Annotated in this window: 31 protein-coding genes and 1 other RNA gene; 3 read left to right on the plus strand and 29 right to left on the minus strand. The window is 58.1% G+C overall.

Going from position 1 to position 17,882, the window contains the following annotated elements; genetic code table 11:
* Position 1: 1 nt before the first annotated feature.
* The 25 genes from AWY79_RS06955 to AWY79_RS07075 all read right to left on the minus strand — a co-directional run bounded on the left by AWY79_RS06955 (position 2) and on the right by AWY79_RS07075 (position 12,848).
* Positions 2-592 carry a hypothetical protein gene (locus AWY79_RS06955; RefSeq protein ID WP_066801926.1) on the minus strand — a complete coding sequence of 197 codons (591 nt, stop codon included), beginning with the start codon at positions 590-592 and terminating at the stop codon, positions 2-4.
* Positions 592-891, minus strand: coding sequence for a VpaChn25_0724 family phage protein (locus AWY79_RS06960; protein WP_066801928.1), 300 nt, complete (start codon positions 889-891; stop codon positions 592-594). Before AWY79_RS06960 ends, AWY79_RS06955 begins: the two co-directional genes overlap by 1 nt.
* A complete protein-coding gene (locus tag AWY79_RS06965; protein WP_066801930.1) occupies positions 892-1,209 on the minus strand; it encodes a DUF2730 family protein in 318 nt (105 codons plus the stop codon).
* Between the two features lie 3 nt (positions 1,210-1,212).
* Complete coding sequence (locus AWY79_RS06970; RefSeq protein WP_066801932.1) at positions 1,213-1,824, minus strand: hypothetical protein; 612 nt, start codon at positions 1,822-1,824, stop codon at positions 1,213-1,215.
* Positions 1,821-2,294 carry a DUF5675 family protein gene (locus AWY79_RS06975; protein WP_066801934.1) on the minus strand — a complete coding sequence of 158 codons (474 nt, stop codon included), beginning with the start codon at positions 2,292-2,294 and terminating at the stop codon, positions 1,821-1,823. Before AWY79_RS06975 ends, AWY79_RS06970 begins: the two co-directional genes overlap by 4 nt.
* Before the next feature lie 185 nt (positions 2,295-2,479).
* Positions 2,480-3,082 (minus strand): hypothetical protein, encoded by a 603-nt coding sequence (locus tag AWY79_RS06980; protein WP_066801935.1) that lies wholly within the window; start codon positions 3,080-3,082, stop codon positions 2,480-2,482.
* A 10-nt stretch (positions 3,083-3,092) separates the two neighbouring features.
* On the minus strand, positions 3,093-3,527 hold the full coding sequence (locus tag AWY79_RS06985; protein ID WP_066801936.1) for a DNA-binding protein: 435 nt from the start codon (positions 3,525-3,527) through the stop codon (positions 3,093-3,095).
* Between the two features lie 16 nt (positions 3,528-3,543).
* The gene (locus tag AWY79_RS06990; protein WP_233491025.1) at positions 3,544-3,858 is read right to left on the minus strand and encodes a hypothetical protein; all 315 of its coding nucleotides are present in this window, start codon (positions 3,856-3,858) and stop codon (positions 3,544-3,546) included.
* A complete protein-coding gene (locus AWY79_RS06995) occupies positions 3,827-4,303 on the minus strand; it encodes a regulatory protein GemA (protein WP_066801940.1) in 477 nt (158 codons plus the stop codon). Before AWY79_RS06995 ends, AWY79_RS06990 begins: the two co-directional genes overlap by 32 nt.
* A 345-nt stretch (positions 4,304-4,648) precedes the next feature.
* Positions 4,649-4,846, minus strand: a complete 198-nt coding sequence (locus tag AWY79_RS07005) for a hypothetical protein (RefSeq protein WP_066801944.1) — start codon at positions 4,844-4,846, stop codon at positions 4,649-4,651.
* A gap of 17 nt (positions 4,847-4,863) precedes the next feature.
* Entirely contained in the window at positions 4,864-5,133 is a 270-nt protein-coding gene (locus tag AWY79_RS07010; protein ID WP_133987024.1) for a hypothetical protein, read from the minus strand.
* A 13-nt stretch (positions 5,134-5,146) separates the two neighbouring features.
* Entirely contained in the window at positions 5,147-5,563 is a 417-nt protein-coding gene (locus AWY79_RS07015) for a hypothetical protein (protein WP_066801948.1), read from the minus strand.
* Positions 5,564-5,592: 29 nt separating this feature from the next.
* A complete protein-coding gene (locus tag AWY79_RS18185; RefSeq protein WP_078063655.1) occupies positions 5,593-6,012 on the minus strand; it encodes a DNA adenine methylase in 420 nt (139 codons plus the stop codon).
* On the minus strand, positions 5,949-6,437 hold the full coding sequence (locus tag AWY79_RS18190; protein ID WP_158509865.1) for a DNA adenine methylase: 489 nt from the start codon (positions 6,435-6,437) through the stop codon (positions 5,949-5,951). The genes AWY79_RS18185 and AWY79_RS18190 overlap by 64 nt, the downstream gene beginning before the upstream one ends.
* A 39-nt stretch (positions 6,438-6,476) precedes the next feature.
* Complete coding sequence (locus AWY79_RS07025) at positions 6,477-6,752, minus strand: hypothetical protein (protein WP_066801950.1); 276 nt, start codon at positions 6,750-6,752, stop codon at positions 6,477-6,479.
* The gene (locus AWY79_RS07030; RefSeq protein WP_066801952.1) at positions 6,739-7,254 is read right to left on the minus strand and encodes a hypothetical protein; all 516 of its coding nucleotides are present in this window, start codon (positions 7,252-7,254) and stop codon (positions 6,739-6,741) included. Before AWY79_RS07030 ends, AWY79_RS07025 begins: the two co-directional genes overlap by 14 nt.
* A gap of 17 nt (positions 7,255-7,271) precedes the next feature.
* Positions 7,272-7,955: a DUF7168 domain-containing protein gene (locus tag AWY79_RS07035; protein ID WP_066801954.1), complete on the minus strand. Its 684-nt coding sequence runs from the start codon at positions 7,953-7,955 to the stop codon at positions 7,272-7,274.
* Positions 7,956-7,965: 10 nt separating this feature from the next.
* An RNA gene (locus AWY79_RS07040) (hammerhead ribozyme type II) lies at positions 7,966-8,032 on the minus strand.
* Positions 8,031-8,303 (minus strand): HU family DNA-binding protein, encoded by a 273-nt coding sequence (locus tag AWY79_RS07045; protein WP_066801955.1) that lies wholly within the window; start codon positions 8,301-8,303, stop codon positions 8,031-8,033. Before AWY79_RS07045 ends, AWY79_RS07040 begins: the two co-directional genes overlap by 2 nt.
* Positions 8,304-8,330: 27 nt before the next feature.
* Positions 8,331-8,723 carry a hypothetical protein gene (locus AWY79_RS07050; RefSeq protein ID WP_066801956.1) on the minus strand — a complete coding sequence of 131 codons (393 nt, stop codon included), beginning with the start codon at positions 8,721-8,723 and terminating at the stop codon, positions 8,331-8,333.
* Positions 8,724-8,733: 10 nt separating this feature from the next.
* The gene (locus tag AWY79_RS07055; protein ID WP_066801957.1) at positions 8,734-9,345 is read right to left on the minus strand and encodes a DUF3164 family protein; all 612 of its coding nucleotides are present in this window, start codon (positions 9,343-9,345) and stop codon (positions 8,734-8,736) included.
* An 8-nt stretch (positions 9,346-9,353) separates the two neighbouring features.
* Entirely contained in the window at positions 9,354-9,563 is a 210-nt protein-coding gene (locus AWY79_RS07060; protein ID WP_066801958.1) for a hypothetical protein, read from the minus strand.
* Entirely contained in the window at positions 9,556-10,179 is a 624-nt protein-coding gene (locus AWY79_RS07065) for a helix-turn-helix domain-containing protein (protein WP_133987028.1), read from the minus strand. The genes AWY79_RS07060 and AWY79_RS07065 overlap by 8 nt, the downstream gene beginning before the upstream one ends.
* 2 nt (positions 10,180-10,181) lie before the next feature.
* The gene (locus AWY79_RS07070; protein WP_066801960.1) at positions 10,182-10,874 is read right to left on the minus strand and encodes an AAA family ATPase; all 693 of its coding nucleotides are present in this window, start codon (positions 10,872-10,874) and stop codon (positions 10,182-10,184) included.
* Positions 10,875-10,877: 3 nt separating this feature from the next.
* Positions 10,878-12,848, minus strand: a complete 1,971-nt coding sequence (locus tag AWY79_RS07075; RefSeq protein ID WP_470382002.1) for a DNA-binding domain-containing protein — start codon at positions 12,846-12,848, stop codon at positions 10,878-10,880.
* A gap of 213 nt (positions 12,849-13,061) precedes the next feature.
* Between AWY79_RS07075 and AWY79_RS07080 the strand changes: the two genes are divergently transcribed.
* A complete protein-coding gene (locus tag AWY79_RS07080; RefSeq protein ID WP_066801961.1) occupies positions 13,062-13,319 on the plus strand; it encodes a hypothetical protein in 258 nt (85 codons plus the stop codon).
* Here the strand turns inward: AWY79_RS07080 and AWY79_RS18720 are convergent.
* The 3 genes from AWY79_RS18720 to AWY79_RS07095 form a co-directional block, all read right to left on the minus strand.
* On the minus strand, positions 13,311-13,580 hold the full coding sequence (locus AWY79_RS18720; protein WP_133987030.1) for a hypothetical protein: 270 nt from the start codon (positions 13,578-13,580) through the stop codon (positions 13,311-13,313). The two genes, AWY79_RS07080 and AWY79_RS18720, sit on opposite strands and share 9 nt — an antisense overlap.
* Positions 13,581-13,965: 385 nt before the next feature.
* Positions 13,966-14,229 (minus strand): hypothetical protein, encoded by a 264-nt coding sequence (locus AWY79_RS07090; protein ID WP_078063658.1) that lies wholly within the window; start codon positions 14,227-14,229, stop codon positions 13,966-13,968.
* A complete protein-coding gene (locus AWY79_RS07095) occupies positions 14,226-14,654 on the minus strand; it encodes a hypothetical protein (RefSeq protein WP_066801963.1) in 429 nt (142 codons plus the stop codon). Before AWY79_RS07095 ends, AWY79_RS07090 begins: the two co-directional genes overlap by 4 nt.
* A gap of 272 nt (positions 14,655-14,926) precedes the next feature.
* On the opposite strand from AWY79_RS07095, the gene AWY79_RS18195 reads away from it, so the two are divergent.
* Complete coding sequence (locus tag AWY79_RS18195) at positions 14,927-15,427, plus strand: helix-turn-helix domain-containing protein (RefSeq protein WP_158509867.1); 501 nt, start codon at positions 14,927-14,929, stop codon at positions 15,425-15,427.
* Between the two features lie 361 nt (positions 15,428-15,788).
* Here the strand turns inward: AWY79_RS18195 and AWY79_RS07105 are convergent, their stop codons facing one another.
* Positions 15,789-16,346 carry a cache domain-containing protein gene (locus tag AWY79_RS07105; protein ID WP_066801965.1) on the minus strand — a complete coding sequence of 186 codons (558 nt, stop codon included), beginning with the start codon at positions 16,344-16,346 and terminating at the stop codon, positions 15,789-15,791.
* Between the two features lie 526 nt (positions 16,347-16,872).
* Between AWY79_RS07105 and AWY79_RS07110 the strand changes: the two genes are divergently transcribed.
* On the plus strand, positions 16,873-17,694 hold the full coding sequence (locus AWY79_RS07110; protein WP_066801966.1) for a hypothetical protein: 822 nt from the start codon (positions 16,873-16,875) through the stop codon (positions 17,692-17,694).
* Positions 17,695-17,882 lie beyond the last annotated feature (188 nt).

The raw sequence follows: 17,882 nt of genomic DNA on the forward strand, positions 1-17,882 counted from the left end.
GCTACCTCAATGCATCCAGCATGGCTTCGATATTCGTGCCGCGCACGCCTCGGCCATCGTCTTTTTCCTTGGTCTCGACGGCCTTCATCTCGGCCACCAGCTCCATCGCCTTGCGCACGTCCTGCACGGCCTTGAAGTCCAGGTCCTGCGGGCTTTGCAGCATGCTGTTGAGCTTGAGTTCCACAGCCTCTTCAAGGGCGGCCACGGCGTCTTCCTTCGTGCGGATCGGGCGCAGCTCGTTTCTGGTGGCGGCGCTCATGAGCTTCTGGGCGCGGGCAGCCTCGGCCTGTTTCATGGCGAGGCTCTCCAGGGCCGAAACGGCGAAACCGGTTTGAGCGTCCTGGCTTACGATCAGTTTCTTCAGCATGACGGACCGGGCCATGATCGTGTCGGCCTGGAGGTCGGCTTCGGCCTGGGCGAGCTTCTCCCGCTTGTCGCGCCAGCCGTAGGTCGCAGACCAGCGCTTGAGCGTGGACACGGCCACGTCGGTTTCCTCGGCCACCTGATCAAAAGTGAGCCGCGCAACGCAGTACAGCTCTTGCGCGTGCCACACGGTTTCGGGCGGGTATTCGCGTCCGGCGTCGAGGGCCATCACGCGCCTCCGGGAGAGGGCCGCTTTACGCCGGGGACCGTGGCATATCCTTTGGCGACCTCTTCGCCGCGTTCGGTCAGGTGCGCGATGTAGCAGCCCCCGTTGCATTGCGTGGAGACAAGGCCCTGCTCGGCCAGCCACGCAAGCTGGGTGCGGACGTTGTCGCGCGAGGGGCGGAAGCCGAACTGGGGAACCAGGTCGCGGATCATGCTGTCGTTCAGGGTGTAGTCGGGCTGCTCGGCAAGCAGGCGCAGGATGGTGATGCGCAGGTGCTCGGCCACCACTTCTCCGTAGCTCATCTATTTTCCTCCATTGAGCAGATGTTCTTCGTGTCGGGAGACAACGCGTTCAAGGCGGTCCACGATGCGGCCCATGCCTTCGATCTTCTCAACGGCCACGTGTAGGTCGCCGCCAAGGCCTCGGATGGTCAGGGCCAGTTCGTGGAGTGTTTTCTCGGTGGGGACGTTTTCGAGGCACGCCTCGGCCTTTGTCAGCCGAGACGCCAAGCCATTGACCTGCCTGCGCTGGTCGATCAGGAGTTTCACCAGGAAGGCGAGCATGGGCAGAACCACGACTTGGATAATGCGGAGCAGGATGTCGAGGGTATGCAGGTCCACTGGCTACCCCCGTACCATCTTGACGACTTTGTCCAGGGAGGACTCCGGCTGGAGGCCAATGGCCCCCAACTTCTCCTGGGTGCGCTTGCCGGTGTACGCCCGGTACATCATCAGGAACGTGCCGGAGACGGTGGGCAGCGCCCACTTCAGGACGTCGATGATGAACGTGGCCTCTTCCTTGGTCACGGACGTGGTGAACGTCGAAACAAAGGCCACGGCCACACAGGCGAAAATGAGCAGGAACGACCCCTTGCCGTACCAGCGGAGGAGCTGGGGCCGCGTGCGGCGCACATACTCGTCGCTGGAGGCGACTTCGGTCTTGGCCAACTCCCGCCCGCCTTCCGTGTCGGCGAGGCCGATCTCGGCCATTCTTTGCTCGTGCTCCAGCTTCGCAAGCTCCAGCTCGAAGGCGTAATATTCGTTCTGGAACCGCCTGCTCAGGGCAGGGTCTTCCGCGATGCGCTGCATGGCGTCCAGCTCGCCGTCATGACCGGGGACAAGCTCCTTGGCGATGGCCCCAACCTTGTCGGCGACCTCACCGGCCTTGTCCCCGGCGGCCCACCGTATGATGGACGGCACGATCGTGGCCGCCGCACCGATGATTGCGGGAATCATGCTTGCCACCCCTTTCCGGCCTCGCCGGTCATGTCGATGATTTCGAGGTCGAACCGGACGCCCGGACGCGGATCGCCGTCGCTGACCGCATCCATGAGTTCGCCCAGGACGGCACGGGAGTTGGACACTGCCGGTTGTCCATCGAGTGTGGCGAAACGCAGGCCGGGAAGGACACAGGCCTGGGAATCGGATCGGCGGCCCTGCTCGACGTCCCCGGCCCAGTTGCCCGCATGCATGCGGACGTGCGTCCGGCCCGGCACGTCCAGGATTTCAGGGCAAAGCCCGAAGTGCGGGGACTCATTGATTTCGCATTCGTATTTTCCGGGGGGAATACAGGACACGTCCGTGCGGTTGTCCTTCCACGGCGGTTCAGCGCTGACGCGCTCCACGCCGCCGGGCAGAAACATACGCCCGAACGTGCCGTCGAGGCCTTGGCCGACCCGGACGATGGTGACGCTTTTCTTGTGCATGATCTCTCCCTGTTTGGCGGGGCCTCCCGGCCCCGCCGTTGATGGGTGCTCTCGAACCGTAGGAGTGGTTCAAACAGGGATAGAGTATCGGTATTGTGATCCTGCCGCAGGAAGCCGTGGAAGCTGTGGGAACAAAAAAAGCACCCGGTAAGGGGTGCTTTTGGAAAGGTGAGGTGGGGCTGTGGCTACTTGGCGAGTCCTTCCTCAACGAATTTTCGGAAGTCGCGGGTATATTGGTTCTCCCGCCCGGCGCTTCGCATGTATTCCATGCCGAGTTGCCGGAGATAGCCGGGTGCGGACGCTTGGGCGAGCGTATAACCATTTTCGGTCGTCATGATTTTGCCTAAGTCCTTCACGGAGTTCAGCCATGTATGCGTATAGGGCAAGTTGGCTCCAAACCCAAGCTTATGGAATTCGGGGTCTCCCTTGAACGCGGTCAGGCTGTCCAAGAGCATCCCCAACGCCTCTATGTTTTCCTCATGTTGCATGGGATCAAATCCTGTTTTCGTGGTCGCGGCCTTGGCTGTTTCCGTTGTCGGCGCGCGCCCCGCTTGAGCCTGTTGGGCTTCAGTTTCCAACTGGGCCAGATAGCTGTCGGACTTGTCGGGCTCGCTCACCATGGGCAGGAGAAAGGCGCACAGGACGAAGACAGCGGCATAGAGGCCGAACGCCTTCAGCCTGGTCCGCTTTTCGGGCGGCAGAAAGAACAGGACCAGTCCGGGCTTGAAGAGGCCGAGAATGGCGGCGACAAGGGCAATGAGGACAACGAGGGACAGTAGAGCTTGCATTGGAGCCTCCTTATAAATCAATGCGATTCATTTCTTCCCTAACGCTTTCGGAGGTTACGCGAAAGGGTTTATCCAAATGACGTACCAATTTCCCCTCTGCCGTAATGGCGTACACCTGGCTCTGGCTGATGCACAAACAATATGCGGCCTCGTCTGCCCTCAGGAACGGCTTGGAAGCCAACATTTCAGCCGGGGAAATTGCAAATTTTCCGGGAACGCACTGGCCGCCTTCAGGAAGCATCACCTGGAACCCATCGGGGGTCCGTGGCGCACAGCGCTTGGTGCAGCCGAAGCAGTACAGCAACGGCCACCGGCACACCCAGTACGCCTTTTTCGGGTCGTTGCATTTGAGCCGTTCGTACACTTCCGCCAGGACTTCCCCGGTGTAGGGCCGAAAGCCCTGGCCGTAGAGTTCCGTGAATTCCTTGAAGAGCCGAGTGGTCATAAAACCTCCGTGACAATCAACTTGAGAACAAATCGGCAACGGCCTTGGCCTGTGCGGAGAACAATTCGTCGCACCGGTTGCATTTTCCGGTGACACTGCACCGGCCACAGGCCGTGAACTTGATCGTTTCCATGATTCGCTTCTCGTTGTTCTTCCCATTCAGCGCGTCTCGTATGCGCTGGACTTGCAATTCCGTGTTGCCGCCGTATTTCCCTGCCAACACCATGTAGACGGTGGACCGGTTGAGGAACGGGTGCTGGCGGCAGAACCGATGCACCGACCCGAACCGAGCCAGGATGTCAGCTCGCAGGTTGTGCATCGTATGGGTCAATTCCTTTCTTCCTGCACCGGCCAACGAGGTCCTTGGAGAGGGTTTGCAAAGCGGGCTGGTCGTTCAGCCAAATGAACTTATCCACTCCGAATTGGCTGGCGCACCGGGTATCCAAACCGGACATTTTCCAGTCCAGCGCGTTCCACATGGCCGCGATCCACCGCTTCTGCCGGGCGAACGGCGTCCCATCCGGGACTTCGTAAAAATCATCGCGAGACGAACCGGACCGCTTGTGGCTGTTGGGGAAAGCAGCCCCCTTACCTGCGAGAAAGTCCGCAAAATCGGCCAGCTCATGCATGGACAGCTTGCCTGCCGACGTCTTGCCGTACATCTCGGCCAACCAACCCCGGTAGGTGTCGTCGTCCAGGTTCGGCATCTGCTTTTTGGCTATGTGAACCTTTGCCAGCAGCGCATTGCGCCATTTGGGGCTAACCGTCTTTGCCATGGTGGAACTCTCTCCTTGCTTTTGGCCGAAATATGCACCCCTCGCCGCCCCTGGTCGGGTTGCGCTGCTGGGTTGTCCAACACAGGTCTACAATGTCCGAGTGAGACCAGCCCATGTCCACGCGGGCCTGGAAGCTGGCGCATTCCTCGCAGGTCTGATCGGGGTACCGGCGATCCGCCTCTTCCCTCGCCGCCTCCAGGGCCATGGGGCAGGGCGTATACCACTTGATGGGCATACTCCTGCCGCCATACGTGCAGAGCTGCGTTTCCGGGCAGCAAAAACCGCCATCGGCCCAATCGACATGGGGACATTCGTTGCATTTCAACTGCATTGGAAAACCTTTTGCTACGCCCTGACCGACACGCCAACCGGACCGACGTCGACGTCCATGATGTATTCCTTGCCACAGGCCGCGCATTCCTCGGCCCACTCGATCGAGACGCAGCCACCTTGCTGCAACACCTTGCCGTCCAGTTCCACACGGCTTCCGTCCAGGGACACATCATGCCCACAGTGGGGGCAGCTCACCTTTTTCGTTTCCATAGTCGCCTCCTCGTTCCCTATTCGTTGTCGAAATGAGCAGCGCAGCAGTCGCCAAGTTTAGGGTCGTGGGCTTTTGCCTCGGCTAAGGTCATGGGCTTGCCGCATACACCGCAGCGGGGCAGGGAGTTTATTTCCTTGACGAAGTCCTGCGCCTCCTCCTCGGTGTCGAAAAGGAGAGGTTTGTTGTCCCGTGACAAGCAAAAACGTCTTCCGTCCTTGGTGGCCGTAGCTCCATAGAGTTGCGTCATGGTGTCGGTGAACAACCAGGGGCATACTGCGTATTTCACTTTCGTCATCTCCTTACAGATTCTGTGACCACTTCTCACGTTCATATCTGGCCGCGTCGGTTTCGGCGGCAACATGGAGGTGACCGGAAGCCCGTTCCGAAATCTGGTCGAGCAAGCGCATGCCCCTTTCAATATGGTGATAGTAATAGGCTTCCACCCAACAATGGTCGAAAATTGTTCGCCCTTTGCTACGGCCACGGTGCAGAACGTGGTCAGGTTCTTCCGCAGGAGAGGAAATGCAATCAACATTAATTCCTCGCTCGCGGCACAACGATTTGAACTGTTCAGCGTGGCGGTGGTTGAGGAAAACAACCCGGTCGCCATCCTTCACACTCTCCAAGAGGGACTGTGTGCGCCCGGTCCGTCTAGCGGAGTAGGAATAGATTCTTGCCGCGCCCTGAATGGCGGGGCCAATGCCAAAATGGTCCATGTTATCTCCTTTTGTTTGCATCTTGCGGATCAGTTGACCGCCCTCATGAGCGGCATAATGTTCGCTTCCTGGATCTCGGTTTCTCGCCGGAGCCGTTCCTCACAGCTGGGCGAGATCCAGAGACTTTCAATCCGCTTGGCCGCACGTTCGGCCCATGCCTCCCTGTCGATACGCCTCCATGTCGAAAACCATTCATCGTATGCCGGGCAGCGATAGCCAGACAAAACCACCATGCCTTCCGCTTCGTGGAGAGTTCTGGCCAGGGCTTCGTGATCGGCCTCGGTCATCTCGCATCGATAGCTGATCGTGGATGACGCTATGCGCGTTTCCGGCATGTAAGGAGGGTCAACGTAGATCAGCGCGTCCGGTTCATCGTATCGCTGAATTACGTCCGCAGCGGGCTTGCACTCGATGGTGACTCCGGCGAGACGTTCGCGGAAATACTCGATGTGTGGGGGTAGGACACAAACTCATAGGCCGGAGACTTGAAATTGGGCCGCTTGGAGCGGAACCCATTCTTGTAGGGGCATGTCGCTGAGTTTGCACCGAAGCCCATGAACGCCCTGACCAGATATCTCCGGGCCATCTCCACTGGATCTGTGCAAACCCCATAGGCCGCGTCGAACTCTGCCCTTGCATACGGCGTCAGTTGCAACTCTTCGGCCAGCCGCACCGATGCAACCGGGTCGCGCATGACCTGGTAGAGGTTCACAACTTGGTTGTCCAAGTCGTTCAAAACCTCCAGGTCGGCCCGCTCTTTTTCCATAAGTACGGAAGCCATGCCGCCGAACGGCTCGATGTACACCCGGTGCATGGGGAAATGCTCGATCACCCAATGGCGGAGCTTGAACTTGCCGCCATGGTGCAGGGCCATAGGTCTTTTCATTTTACTCATAGTCGTAGTTATGCTGATTCAGCGAGTTGCCGATTCCCTGTAAATATGCAGTTCCCTGTCATGGCCGATCCCGTCCGGGACTTTGCAGGGGCCGTGGCCGCACTCCGCGCAAACAACCCGACCGCCAGCCAGCTCCCTGGCCCTGGCAATCACGTAGTAGCGGGTCTTGTCGCCATATGTGTTCGTCGGCAATTGCTTGCATTTCAGCCCTATGGGCATCCGCAAATTGACAGGGCCATCACCGGAGAGCTGGCCGCGATCCTCTTCCTTGATGAACAAATCAGTCCTGATCATCGAAATACCCCTCCATGCACGCTTCAGGTTCCATGGTGCATTCAGCCAAAGATTCAGTCCGGGGCCGGACCGCTGTTACGGGTACGGTCTTCCGGGAGTAGGCGAGCACCACAACCCATTCGCCCTCGGCGTTCTGCCGGGGTGGAGCGCCGATCATTTCGGCTTCAGGCAACATGCCGCCCTCGCGGTACCAGACCTTCGCCCCCTGGGGCAGGTAGAGGTTGACGCGGATCGCGCCGTTCTCAGGCTGTCCCGGCTCAACTCCGAACACCTCCGCGATCCGCTTGCCGAGGAGCTGCCCCAGCTCGGCGGCGCTCAGGAAGCTCCGACGTTCCGTGGGACGGCGATAAAAGGCGTTGCCGATTTGGAGACGAAAATTATTCTTGTTTCCACCGTACTTAGACCAGCTTTCCTCGTGGTCGCCGGGAAAAACGCAGAGCAACGGCCATGCTTTTTTCCCCTTGGTGGCCGGGATTCTGAAGGGAGCTTTCAGGCTGGGCATTGCTTACCTCTTGATTTCTAGGAGAGCTTGGACGGCTGTTCGTGGCCCAACGGGGTAGAAAGGGGGATGGACCGGCCATCCCGAATCCCTTTGTACAGATCGCCGCCCCGGAGGTTTACCGGTTTGAACTGCTTCGTATGGACGGTGTCAGGCATGGCGTCGGCGATTGCCGCCTCCTTAACGACCACCAAGCCGGTCTCGGTGACCGGGGTCTGCCGCTTCTGTTCTTGCAGTCTCTGGCTGATGGTATGGACAACGCCCCTCAGGTAGGATTCCCTGGCCATCTTTTTGGAGCGGTTCGAACGCAGCCTCCTGCATTCGGTGCGGAGGTAGGTTGACCCCATGCGGAGCAGCGTCCGGTAGAGATACGTGTAGGTCCAGGCGCAGACCTCTTGGTCCACGCCAACGCCGATAAACACGGTGTTTCCTTTTGTGGAGTGGTAGTAGTCGCAATCAAAGGCATCCGCCGTTACCCGCGCCAGATTGAAGGCCCACCTTTCGAGCCGCTGGCGCGTCCGGGTCTTTGCCTCTTCGGCCTTGCCGGACCTTGATTCCAAGTCCGGTATATCGGTCGTCTCCAGGTTGTACTTCGACAGGAGCGCCTGGGCCTTGGCCGCTGCCGCTGCCGCTTCATGCTCGTTGTCGGATGTGGACAAGCTCAGGAGCTTCTGAATCCGTTTGATGATGTCTTTTCTTTCCACTTTCTCAGTCCTTTGGCTGCTCATCAGGCAGGGGCCACCACGCCCCCACGACCGCCCCAGGCGGGGCGGTTTCGCTTAGTTGACCCAGTCCTTCAGCTCGGTGCTGGGCTTGAACTTGACCACGTTCTTGGCCGGGATCGTGATCTCCGTGCCGATCTTGGGATTGCGGCCCACACGTGCGGCCCGCTGTTCGACTTTGAAGGTGCCGAAGCCGCGCAGGGTGACCTTGTCGCCGCCGGAAAGGCCCTCTTTGATGGTGCCGAGGATCGCCTCCACCACCCGTTCGGCATGCGCCTTGGTCAGATCGGAAACCTGCGCCACCTTGGCGATCAGTTCGCATTTGGTCATGATGAGATTCTCCTGAAAGTTAGATTGTTAAACAGCCAGCCCGGTCTGTTCCTTCCACTCCCGTACTGCATCGTCGGCAGTGCGGGTGAATGCGCGGTAAAGCCAATGGCCAAAGGTGGAAAGCATGACGGATCGTTTGTTGACGAGTTGCCAAGACATGACGACACAGGGTTCGTACTCAGAGTATTGCCTGTGTATGTATCTGAGGATGTCGATATGCACGGCATCACTCATCGGAGCGTGAGAAACCAACCGGTGCACGACGAGCTCGCTCTCGTATTCACGCCAGATGCTGACGTCGTACGTGTAGCGCATGCAGCCGAAGGTCAGGCTGACCCTCTCCGAAACCCGGTCCCAAAAGGAAAGGAGACCGCCGGTAAACGCCATCACAAGAATCAACATGAGGAGAGTATCTTTCATGACGCCGTCCTTATGCCTGTGCGATGTTGAGAGACAGGGCCTGATATTCGCCGTTCTCGTCGCGCGTGTAGATGCGGACGTACTCCTTGCTGTCGATCACGCGGATGCTGTCCTGAATGGCCTTCATGGCCTTACGCCAGCGCTCGTCGTCGATTTGCAGGCGGAGCAGGTCGAGGACGCGGTAGACGCTGATCTTCCCCTCGGAATCGGCCTGAAAGGCCTTTTCGACGATGGTGCGCAGGTTGGGGTTGGCATCGTGCGTCCACTCGGCCATGCATTCGTTGATGAGCAGCTCCGCAGCCACCAGCTCTTCACCGAATCTGATGCGGTCCTGAATGTTGATCGTGACCTTGATGGAGCCGTCGAACGTGGAGAGGACGCGGTTGCCTTTTTTCCCCCGCAGCTTGACGTCGTATTTCTCCACCACCAGGGCGAGGTGGGTGCGGATGTCGTCAAGCGCCTTCTGCTTAAACGCGACCAGGGCGGCGTTGATATTCTTGGCCTCGGCGAACAGGTCCCGGACAACCTCGTCAGCCAGCTTGTCGGATTCCCGGACGTTTTCAGGGGCAACGAGGTTACCCTTCGCGTCCTTCCAGAATCCTTCGTGAGTTGCATTTCCCATGGTGTCTCCTAGTTGACGGGTACGGTGGTTTCGAGGCCGTTGACGCGCATGGCCCCATCGGCCAGGGCGGAAGCGATCTCGTTGGCTTCCTCCCGTTCCCTGAAGGGCAGCTTGTCGGCCAGCAGGCGGATACGGGCCGCGCAGTTCATGATATCGCCGCTGATCGCGCCGTCAGGGTTCCAGCCGGTGTCCTTGTTGGTTCTTGCGGTCTCATTCATTGGGAGCCTCCTTCTCATTTTGGGTGTCAAAACGCTTCAGTATGGTTTTGCACTCCTTAACCACGGCCTTCCTGGCCGATTCGGAATGCAGATCCTTTTCGAAAAACACGCGGGCCAGCCGGGACATGGCGGCGCGTTCGACCGCGAACGGATCGCGGGGCGATTTGGCCGGATAGGGCGTTTCGCGCTGATCCCGGCCAGCAGGCGTAGTGGAGAACAGCAACACGTTCTTTTTCTTCCCGTTCCGCCGCACATATCCGACTTCAAGCAGGTGCTTGATGTATTTGCTTACCGAGGACGCATCCACGTGCGCCACGGCGGCGATCTCGGCCACCTGGAAGGTGCCTGTGGACGCCCTGACCGCTCTCCACATTCGGACGTAGCCTTCGCCGCGACGTGCAGGGGCTTGGGGATGGTAGGTGTAGTGTCCGGCCTTGATGCGGACCAATTCGTTCTGCCGCGTCATGCCGTCTAGCTGGCTGCGGACGCGGGCCTTCTCCGCTTCAGCCTCAAGGGCCATGGCTCGGTAGATCAGCGCGTTGCTGATCTCTTTCTTGCCGTTCTCGCTCAGGGCGATCACCACGCCCCGCAGCTTGTCCATTTCAGGCGTCGTCATGGCTAGGCCCGCCCGATCCGCAGGGACTCGACAGCCTTGGTGTCGATCACGTTGGTGTTTTGAGCCTTGGCGTAATCCTCCAGGCGAAGCATGTAGCCATACACCACGCGGAAGCTGCCTTTTGCCGACTGGGCCAGCTTGTGGCAGGCCTCCGGCGAGACCTCCAGGGCAGCGGCCTGCATGGCGAAGAGCATCACGTCCTCGGCGTTGATGGGATCGAAATTCACAACGTCGACCACACGGGAATGGACACGACGGCGGGCGTGGAGCTTCGGATAAAACCCTTCTTCGCCGATCAGGATCACGGGGCATCCGGTCATGTCGTGGACATCCCGCAAGTCTTCGATGCGGCCTATGTTCAACCGGTCCGCTTCATCCACGATGATGGCCGTGTGGGATTTGTTCAGAGCGTTCATGATGCTCGTGCGGCACTTCGCAGTGTTTCCGGGGCGGTCGCCCGTGGCTTCAAACGCCAGTTCCTGGAGAAAGCCAAACTGGCTCCAGCCTTCCAGGACACGCAGGAAGATGCCGCCATTGACGGTGTGCCATTCCTTTGCCGCCATGGTCTTGCCGCGTCCGGCCTCCCCCTGGATAACCCCGATGCCGGGGCGACCACGTTCCGTGTCGCTCAACGTGTTCAGGGACTTGCGCAGTTTCGCCACGTTGCCGGTTTCTATGAAGATGTCTCGCCGCATTCGTTACCTCGCTATGTTCTGTTTCAGGTAGAACGTCCTCAGTTGCTCAAATCGTGCGCCCGTGGCGGTCTCGTATTCCTTGGATGCCTCGTAGGCGTTCATGAAAGATTGGTATTCGGCGGGCAGTTCGTGGCCGTATTTCACGGTCTGCTCAAAGCACCACTCGTATTTCTCCAACTCGGAGGGGAAGAAATCAGGGATTTCCAGGGTGGACGTAGGGAGCTGCCTGACTTTGGCCTGAAGGGCTTCCAGACGCTCCCTCTCAACGTCGTCCATGACCGGCTCGGCTTGGACCGCCTTGGGCATGGGGACCGCCTTGAGGGGGACGCTTTCCTGCCTCATCCACGGAAGCGATTGGAGGCCGCTTTCGCCCACTTCGGCGTCGAAGTCCTTGACCAGCTTCATGGTGGCCGACTTGAGCTGCCGCTGGCGCTTGTTGGCTTCCTGCACCTTGATGAGGTCAAGCTCATCGCCGAACAGCCGCGCCAGGGGATGGAGGGCCTCGGTGGGCCGGGCCGTACCGATCCGCTCCCCGTCCATGGTGTGCAAGTAGACCTCGCTCATGTCGCTCCACCGGTACATCGCCATGAGTTCCTTGTTTAGGCCGTACAGGGCGTCGGATTCAAAGCGCACGTTGCCGATGGTGAAGCCGCACCTCTTGGGGTGGATTTTCTGGCGGAAGAGGAAGTGGCGGTCCAATTCCGTGAGGTCTACGCCGTCGCCCAGGCCACCCTGAAGAAGGTCCAGGGGGCGTTGTCCGCCTAGATCATCCTGAGCCTGCTGGCCGTACCACCAAGCGTAGAGCCGGAATATCTCGGAGGCCTCGCGCAGTGTCGGCACCCATTCGTTGTGAGTCGCCTCGTGGTACTTCTCGTTGCGCTTCATCCACGCGGGCTTGTTGTCGATATTGTTGCCCACATAGCTCGGCAGGAGGCGTTCGCACTGTTCGTCAAAGGTGCGGAAAAAGCGTTCGACGATCTTGGTCCGAGCCTCGTAGGGACGGCTGTATTGGACCGCGATGCCGAGCCGCGCATAGAGGCCGTTGAACTCTTCGAAGTCCGCATCAATATGGCTGAAATACTTGGCACGGAAGGCCTTGCCGTTGTCGATGTAGACACAGCGCGGGTACTGGGCCAGGGTGCCGATCGCCATGTGCAATGCGGAGCTGATGGCGATGGTGTTCTCCGAGGGCATGATCTCCCAGCCCACCGGCATACGTGACCGCCAGTCGTACCAGCAGATGAGCGTCGGTCGGAACGGCTTGCCGGTCGTGGGATGGATGCATTGGAAGTTCAGGACCTTGCCGTCGCAGAAAATGACGTCTCCCACGGAGAGCAGCTTGTCGTTCCGGGCGATATACGGACCGACCTTGTCCTTCAGGGCCTTTTCACCCTCTCGCTTGAGCACGACCAGATCGTGGTGGTCTTCATCGAACCGCCGGGCGAAACGAACCACGGAACGGTAGCTCGGCACAGGTTCACCGTGCTTTTCAAAAATCCCCTTCATGGTTTCATAGGCCAGGGCCACGCTCGGCTTGTTGCCGGTCAGCCAGCATCCCAGGAACACCTTTTCGAACTTCAGGCCGAGCTGGCCGAGTCCCTGCTTGCCGCCCTTGGTCCATTTGCCGCGCCGGTCGCACAGGACGCGGTAATCATGGTCGTTGTCACGCAGCTTCTTGTCCCACCTGTAGAGGGTCTTTTCGGCCACGTCGCCGACGATCTCCCGTTCGTCTTGCAGCATCTGACCGGCATTGACCGCCAAGACGAAGGCTTTGGTGGCCCGGCCTTTCGTGGACTTGCTCTTGTCAACGAACTGCCGCCACTCGCTCACCAGCCGGAATCGGGCCATGCCCACTTGATGCGCCCAGTCGGGGATGACGACGTTATTGTCGGGCAGGGCCGGAACGGTCGCTTCCGCTTCACGCAGGGCTATGGCCGTGCGAACGTCCTGGGGCAGCCCCTTCAACTTCCACACCTTCCCGCCGCCACGGCCAGTCCGGCTCTCCGATGGCCACGCTTCGCGCTTTGCACGGCGATTCACCGTACGGTCTGTGGTGCCGGTAGCTACTGCAAGCTCTTTGGTGGTATATGCGTCTTTCATATCTGTGCGTCCCGGTTGTGGGGTCCGGCCCCTTTTGCTATCGGTTTTTGATTCCACTCATCCCACCCACAACAAAAGGAGCCGGAAATGCAGATCACTGAATGGGAAAAGTATCGCGATACTGCTGTGTTTCTTCATGCCGTAGACACTCTTGGAAAAGATTTTTTCGCAGTCGTGATTACCGCAATGATGCTTTCTGACACACCCGTCACACGCGATTCTTTTGATGAGGAAATCCACGATATGCTCAAAATCGCTCAAGAACGTGACAACATGTCGGAATATCTCAGGGTCATGCTTGCTCACGCCTATTTTGATAAAAACGTAAATCACAGACTAAAATGAGCCTTTGTATTCTGGGCACTGCATGTAGCAATCACTACATTCAGAATCGCGTTCGCGATCTGCTAATACCTTCTCCAGCATATCGCCAAGGCTAGGGGCAAAGGCTGTTGTCGAAAACGTTAATTGGACTTTGGCTCTGTCGATTCCGAGACAACTGACCGCACGGCGTAACTGCTCGGCCAATTCTGTTTCTTCGCCTGTTCGTGTCGGTCCATACAGACCGTCAATTTCAACATGCAGCGACATCATATGCGGCTTCATTTCAAAGCCTCCCTCGACGGAGTCCCCTCCCGGAGTGAACCGGAAGTGAAAGCGGAACCGTTATCCGACATGATCAACTGGGGTACGCCCACGAAGGGGTCCGTGGTCTTTCTGTCGGGCAGCGGGCACGGCTCTCCATCCACGCCGCAAATGTCCAGCCATTCCAGGCCACCCATCTGGCGGGCTACTTCGCGCATTCTTCTGTGCGCAGCCCTCCACGCCGTTTTGGGATCGGCTCCCGGAACCATGCACAATTGCACCTGCGCTTCTTCCCAGGCGTCCACGTCGAATCCGCCATCGGGGAGTTCGCCAGCTCCGGTGGGCCAGCAGGTCAGGAGCACTTTCTGGCCCCCACTCACTCCGAATCCAAGAGTCGCGGTCAGCATTACGCCACCTCCTTTTCCTTCATGTCCTTGGGGAGAGCCAGGGCCTCTTCGGGACACCCTGCATCACGCAGGTAGCCGAGCACCCGGCGGTTGTTGGCGGAACCGTATATGGTCCGCGACACTACAGACTGGCTGAGGCCCAGTTTGTCGCGGATGTCGTACTGGGTCAGGCCGCACGAGAACATCCACTCCTTGATCTTGAACGGCTTCCGGTGCCGTCCGGCACCGATTCCCGCGAGCGCGTTGGTGCTCATGGTGGTCATAGTTTCATCTCCAATTGTTTCTTGCGTTTTTTGGCCTCGCGCTCCTCCAGGATCGCGTTCGCATAGTCCCGCAGTTTCTTGTCCTGCGGGGTCATGACCCCGCATCCGTGCGGACGAAGCAGTACAGCCAGAGGCTCGGCGCTCTTCACGGCCATGCAGAACACGTTCACAGCCAGGACCGACGGCTGGTGCTCCGTGTTGGCCGGGTTGAGCCACTTTTCCAGTGTGGCCAGCGTGACGCTCCTGGCGTTCCCCCGGCTCACGCTCACCCCGGCGCTCTTGGCGATCTCGTTCATGAGGTCGGCGATTTCCTCCCGCGACAAGCCACACCGCGCGGCGGCGCGGTTCATGGCGCTCTTCAGGCTGGCCATCAACATGGCCAGCTCGGCGCTCGGGTCTGTGTCGAAGAGGGATAACTGCCGCATGTGTCGCTCTGTCCGCTGGGTTGCAGGTTGCTGTCCGATACGGATGCGGGGCCGGATGTTGACCCCTTGGGCGGCGTCATTTACTGTGCATTTGTCAAGCGGTGTTGTTAATGACTGCCCACGGCTTCTTTTTATTCTCATTTTTAGTGCCTGGTCAACCTTTTTTGGTGTCCAAGTTGAAATTTTGAGATATTTGATTTACTCTCTGTAATATCAATAAGATAGAAGTATTGCGGGCTGTCCAACTTTCTGTCCAACTTCGGGAGACAATCTTGGACACCACACTAGGTCAAAGGATAAAAAGAGTTCGTGGCGACTTGAAACAAGCTGATTTTGCTGAGAGTTTAGGCGTTCACAAGAACTCTCTTAGCCGTTACGAAAGAGACTCCAGCATTCCTGGGACAGATTTTATCGAGGCACTATGCACCAAATATGGTGTGTCGGTTTTCTGGCTTGTTCTGGGGGAAGGCTCAATGGATGGGAGCTACCCCGAACCAACCAGAGATTCCGGCCTGGATCGAGATGCCACCTTAGAGGAAGAATTATGCGCAGAGCGGGAGATGAATCGTACTCTTGTAGACGAGAACAGAATGCTCTGGAAAGAAAACGGGGAGCTGAAGGTTAAGATCGGGGAGCTAAACGTTCAGAAGGTTAAACTCGAAGGAGAGTTGGACACGGCCCGCAAGATGGCAAAGGAATACTACGAAAGGCTGAAAAGCCGCGATGCGCCGGAAGACACCACGCCAACTGAGGCCATAAGAGAAGCCGGTTAGCTCACAGGGGAAAGGTTATCCCACTGTTCGGCTGAAATGTGCGGGAGTCTGCATACGATGACACCATTGCGCAACCTTTGGCAATCTTTAGAATTCCTCAATGCCAAAATGAGAAAAGGGCCAGCGGCAAATACCACTGGCCCTTTTCTCATTTTGATTGGCAAAAACAGCCTGTCTCTTTGATCTATTTCTCAAGTTAAGAATTAGACCTGGCCAAACACCGAATCCCCGAAAATCCCACGCCGGTCCTACGTTCGTCCCACGTTCGTCCTATGTTCCCCCGGCATTCCCTAGTTTCTCAGCTTGGCTGTCCCCCTATAAACATCCCCCTCGCATGACTTTCGGCCAACCCGCCGGATGGTCACATTTCCAACTCGTCAATATTGATAATGAACGTGATGACTCCAATGGCTTTCTCCCCGTCAACGACGGGGACGGATACAGGGCACTTATAGGCCAGATCTGTGTCATCGTAGTCCACCTCGCCTGCGAAAACGGCACCAGCGCCATGCGAAAAGGACGCTTTGAAGATTTCTCTGTCGCCAATCCAGTAATTGGAAACTTTATCGACCATGCCGACAAGGGCTCCCTGATTGTCCATGACAAATATGTTTGTGCAGTAGCCCTTGGATTTCAGTATCTCCAGAAGGTGCTTGCCGAGCTCGGACGTCATAAGGGCCAGCATGAAGTCGGCCGTGTCGTAGGTATTTCTCCACCTCTCATCCATGGCTTGGATTTCACTCAGCTTCATCCCTTTGGCATTCTGGGCTTTGACCGCTTCCACGATAACCGGGTCGGAACCGATTGCCGCCAGTGTCCCGCTAAGATCGTACACCGTCTGGGGGGCCCTATCCGCGAGAGCCAGGCCGGCCGTCAGGGTCAAAACAAGGAGAGCGCATACCAGGATTGTCGTTTTCATCATTGCCTCCGTTCAAAAGGGGGGGAGTGATAGTGTGTTGCGATTGTATCTTATCCTGCTGTGATGACAATGAATTAGAAAAAAATGAATGGTGGGTCAATCCCTCCCCCCATTCTTCGTGGTCGGCATGGACTGCGGGGCAATACGGGTAATCCTTCAGATACTCGAAAGGCCGACGGATCATGTGTTCGCCGGGGGTACGGCGCGGGCAACACCGTTCTATTGATGGACATCCATGAATGTCGGCAGGGCGCGCCCGGCGCATGGCTTATGAAAGCCTTATGGGCCGATCGCAATCTCCGTGAGAGACAACTCGGGACAACATGTTTCCTTAATGAGTTATCCACCGCATTACCCCGGAGAATTCATCCGGGTTGGTCCTGAATCGGATTGTGGCTCTCGGCAGTCGTCCGTTCCTTCGCTTTCCTCGTGAAAAGCCTGCAACCATACATTGGGCCTAAAGATATCCGTCGATCGGTCGATAGGACAAATGGTCCATATTGAGGGATTTACCGTAGGAGACGCCATGTCGCTGAGCGCCAGCGCCGGAATGATGCAAAATGGGCAGTCTTTCGCAAGTCTTCGCCTTAACGTTGCTTCACAGAGACAAACCGAGGAGAAATCGCAGGCGGGTGAGGAAGAAAGCCGGAATATAGCCATCGCCGGGCCTCAAGGGCCCTCGTCAAATTGCTTCTGCGCGTCGAAGGGGGAGTTGCTTCAGGATGCGCTGTTGTCGAATTTCCAGTCAAAACGGAAAAACATGGTTTCCAACCTGTTCGTCAGTCTCCTCCCTGACACTTCCGAATATCTTCAGGCTCACCTTGATGGCCTCAGGATGCAAAATGAATTTGCCGCCAAGCTGAATGGAGTGCTTGAAACGGCGATCATGAATAGTCGTGCCGGAGAATCTACCGCCTTTATCGAGCGAACCATCGAAGAGTCGATCAAGCAGACCGGCGATGGCAAAATCCATGAGGACGCGGAGGAAGATTTCAAGGAGGCCGAGGAAGAGCTTGATGAGGAAATTGAAGAAAAGGTCAGTGGAGAGGAAGACGGCGATCCGGCGTCTGCGGAAGGAGCCGAAGCCGTCCGGCAGGACATCGAGCTGAAGGCCGAGGAAGCGACGCAACCCGAGAATCAAGCCAAGGCCGAACCCGCAGCCGAAGTCCTGACGGTGGCCGAGGCCATTGACAAGGAGTCGGAGCGCGGCAGCCACGCGGACAAGGGGGCCGCGGTCTCGACGGAAACCGCGCTTCAGGCGGCTGACGGCGGTGCCGCCGAGGATGGCCGGGCAATGGACAGTGCCCAAGCCTCTGCAGTGGGGGCATCCGTCAACTTGTTTGTCTGAACAAAGGTCGAGCCGGTTTATCCGTCCATTTGTCCAGATAGGTCCTCCCCGCTTCTTGGGCTCTTTTCGAGAAGGGCATGCAGGAGGCCGAAGGACCAATCCCCTGCGCAAAATCCGAATGGAGTATAGGCCCGGAAGGTATTCCTTCCGGGCTTTTTTCGCGCCTTTGGATGGTCCTCAAATGCAAG

Source organism: Pseudodesulfovibrio indicus (genome assembly GCF_001563225.1).
Classification (GTDB): Bacteria; Desulfobacterota; Desulfovibrionia; order Desulfovibrionales; family Desulfovibrionaceae; genus Pseudodesulfovibrio; species Pseudodesulfovibrio indicus.